This is a genomic window from Aeromonas molluscorum 848 (assembly GCF_000388115.1).
Classification (GTDB): Bacteria; Pseudomonadota; Gammaproteobacteria; order Enterobacterales; family Aeromonadaceae; genus Aeromonas; species Aeromonas molluscorum.
Genome location: NZ_AQGQ01000255.1, coordinates 1 through 3,045, shown reverse-complemented (window position 1 = coordinate 3,045; position 3,045 = coordinate 1). Strand labels below are relative to the sequence as shown.

General features: G+C 60.7%; 4 protein-coding genes. All 4 read left to right on the top strand.

The features are described from left to right. On the top strand, window positions 1-435 hold a 435-nt coding region (locus G113_RS19615), incomplete at its 5' end, for an NnrU family protein (protein ID WP_040319424.1). A gap of 106 nt (window positions 436-541) precedes the next feature. Beyond that, window positions 542-1,081 (top strand): glutathione peroxidase, encoded by a 540-nt coding sequence (locus G113_RS19610; protein WP_005911852.1) that lies wholly within the window; start codon window positions 542-544, stop codon window positions 1,079-1,081. Between the two features lie 70 nt (window positions 1,082-1,151). Next, window positions 1,152-2,087, top strand: a complete 936-nt coding sequence (locus G113_RS19605; protein ID WP_005911850.1) for a LysR family transcriptional regulator — start codon at window positions 1,152-1,154, stop codon at window positions 2,085-2,087. Between the two features lie 180 nt (window positions 2,088-2,267). Then, the coding region (locus G113_RS19600; protein ID WP_005911848.1) for a Na+ dependent nucleoside transporter N-terminal domain-containing protein at window positions 2,268-3,045 on the top strand (778 nt) is incomplete at its 3' end.

Sequence of the window (3,045 nt, the reverse complement as noted above, 5' to 3'; positions counted from 1 at the left end):
CTGCTGCTGGTCGCCATCGGCTGCATCATCGCCGGCTGGCGCAGCCTCTATCCGATGCCGCTCTACTTCCCGCCTCAGTGGGGGCCGACAGCCGTACAGGGGATGATGCCTTTGGCGATTATTCTGTTTTGCGCGGGCTTGGGCCCAAACCATTTTCGCCGCTGGTTGCGTCATCCCCAGCTGCTCGGTGTCTTGATCTGGAGTGGCGCTCACCTGTTGGTCAATGCCGAGGCCCGTTCCCTGATCCTGTTCGGCGGTCTGGGGCTGTGGGCACTGATCAGCATCGTCTGGATATCGATCCGCGATTGGGGCAGGGTGGCGCGTCCCGAGGCAAACTGGCAGGGGACGCTGACAAGCCTCGGTCTGGGCCTCATCGCCACTGCGGTATTGATCTTCTGGGGGCACGGTTGGCTGACAGGCATAGCGCTGCGCTGAGTCATGGGCCGACTGAGCCAAAACTCCTTGTGCTGCGTAGAGAGTTCAGAGGCTGACCATAACCACTGGCCCGCTAGCCCGGGGTCAGATGAAAAAGGAGAAGATAATGAAAGGAATCGCACTCATCCTGCTGCTTTGGGGTCACTATGCCCTGGCTGGCTGCCCCGATTATCTAGCTGGCGAACAGCGGGAGCTCAATAGCACTCAGCGTCACAACCTGTGCCAGCTCACCGAAGGCAAGGTGGTACTGGTAGTCAATACTGCGTCCTATTGTGGTTACACCAAGCAGTTCAAGGGGTTGGAGGCACTCTATGAAACTTATCGTGACCAGGGTCTGCTGATCCTCGGCTTCCCTTCCAACGATTTCCAGCAAGAGGCGGGGGAGGAGGGTGAAACGGCTGCGGTTTGCCAGCGGGACTACGGGGTCACTTTCCCTATGTTCAACCGGGTCTCGGTACGTGGTGATCAGGCAATCCCCCTGTTCAAGGGACTGGCGCTGGCGGCCAAAGAGGCGCCAGCCTGGAATTTTCACAAGTATCTGATTGGGCGCGATGGTCAACTGCTGGCGAGTTATGGCTCACGCCAGCGCCCGGATGAGGATCCCCTGCTCGCCCAGCTACAACAGGCACTCGCCGCTACCCCCTGAGCGGCGGCTCTGGAATAATGGAGCTCCGATCTCTTGTTCAGGTCATACCGTGCTGCACCGACTCCCACAAATGTTGATCTTCGATGCCCTGGTCCGCGAGCAGGGCATCTCGGCCGCCGCCCGGCGCCTTGGCGTCTCCAAGTCCCACATCAGCAAGCAGCTGGCCCAGCTTGAAGCCGATCTCGGTGCTCAGCTGGTGCAGCGCACCACCCGCCGCTTCGCGTTGACCGAGCTGGGACAGGAGTATGCCCGCCACTGCCGTGCCTTGGTGGCCCAGGCCCAGGAGGCGGAATCCATGGTGGCGGACAGGCGGGGCAAGGTGAGCGGCGTGCTGCATCTTGGGGTGGGTCAGTCGTTTGGCAGGCTGCATGTGATACCTCGCCTCAAGGCCTTCCAGCAGCGCTATCCCGAGCTGGAGCTGGAGGTATCTCTGTTCGATCACAGAACCAATCTGGTGGATGAGGGGCTGGATCTCTGGATCACTACCTATGAGGACAAGCCGGAGGGGCTGATTGGCCAGCGGCTGGCCGACATCGGCTTCGTGCTGGCGGCCTCTCCCGATTACCTGCTTGGCCATGGCACACCGCTCACGCCGCGGGATCTGCTGGGCCACAACTGCATCACCTATCAGAGTCGGGAGCGACGCTATCACGAGTGGCACTTTCGCAAGGAGAAGGAGCGCCAGACGGTGCAGGTGGCGGGCAACTACAGGGTCGATTTGGCTGAGGCGGTACGCGATGCCGCCATGGCCGGACTCGGCGTGGCCTATATCGCCAACTACCTGCTCGACAAGGAGCTGCAATCCGGCGCCCTGATCCCGCTGCTGCCCGAGTGGCGACCGAGCCAGAAGATGGCGGTCCATGCCGTGTATGCCCGCCGCGAGCATCTGGATCCCAAGATCCGCCTCTTCATCGACTTCCTCAAACAGGGATTCGGTACACCACCTTACTGGCAGCAACGGCTGGCCCCCTGGTTAGGACACACATTGTCCGGCCTGGAGGAATGATTGTTTTCATATGTGAACAGTAGGCAGTGGGGGTAAAATAAGGCGAGGGGAATCAAGAGCTTGGGTCTATGCGACTTGCACCAAGGCGTTTGGTAACAGACTGATAACCTTGCCAGCTTGCAGTCGTCAGGGGAGGCGCGCAGAATCCGCACACATCTAGAATCCCCTGATGGAGTCCCCATGATAGCCCTGCTCGGCATGCTCTGCATACTGGCGCTCGCCACCCTCTGCTCTGATAACCGCCGTCGTATCCCACTGCGAACAGTGGGGGGAGCCCTCACCCTGCAGATCGTCTTTGCCGGACTGGTACTCTGGTTGCCCGCCGGCCAGCGGGTGCTGAATGCCGTCAGTGACAGCGTGAGCAGCGTCATCGGCTACGGTCAGGAGGGGATCGCCTTCCTGTTTGGGGATCTGGCCAAGTTCAAGCTCGGCTTCATCTTTGCCTTCAACGTGCTGCCGGTCATCATCTTCTTTTCGGCGCTGATCGCCATCCTCTATCACATCGGCTTGATGACAAGGGTCATCTCACTGCTCGGCGGCGGCCTGCAAAAACTGCTCGGCACTGGTCGGGCCGAAAGCCTCTCCGCCACCGCCAATATCTTCGTCGGTATGGTCGAGGCTCCTCTGGTGGTCAAACCTTACCTTGCCAAGATGTCCGACTCCCAGTTTTTCGCGGTGATGAGCTGCGGCCTGGCCTCCGTGGCGGGTGGCACCCTGGTGGGTTATGCCAGCCTGGGAGTTGAGCTCAAGTATCTGATCGCTGCAGCTTTCATGTCGGCGCCCGCCGGTCTGGCCATGGCCAAGATATTGGTGCCGCCCGCCGAGGATGAGCAGGATCATCATCAGGATGTGGAAATTCCTCGCGCGACCAATGTGATTGAAGCCGCGGCCGATGGCGCCATGGCAGGCCTGAATATCGCGGTTGCCGTGGGGGCCACGTTGCTGGCCTTCGTCGGTG

Excerpts from the sequence above, each read along its gene's own strand:
- G113_RS19610 (WP_005911852.1), top strand. The coding sequence starts at position 542 with ATGAAAGGAATCGCACTCATCCTGCTGCTTTGGGGTCACTATGCCCTG.
- G113_RS19605 (WP_005911850.1), top strand. The coding sequence starts at position 1,152 with ATGTTGATCTTCGATGCCCTGGTCCGCGAGCAGGGCATCTCGGCCGCC.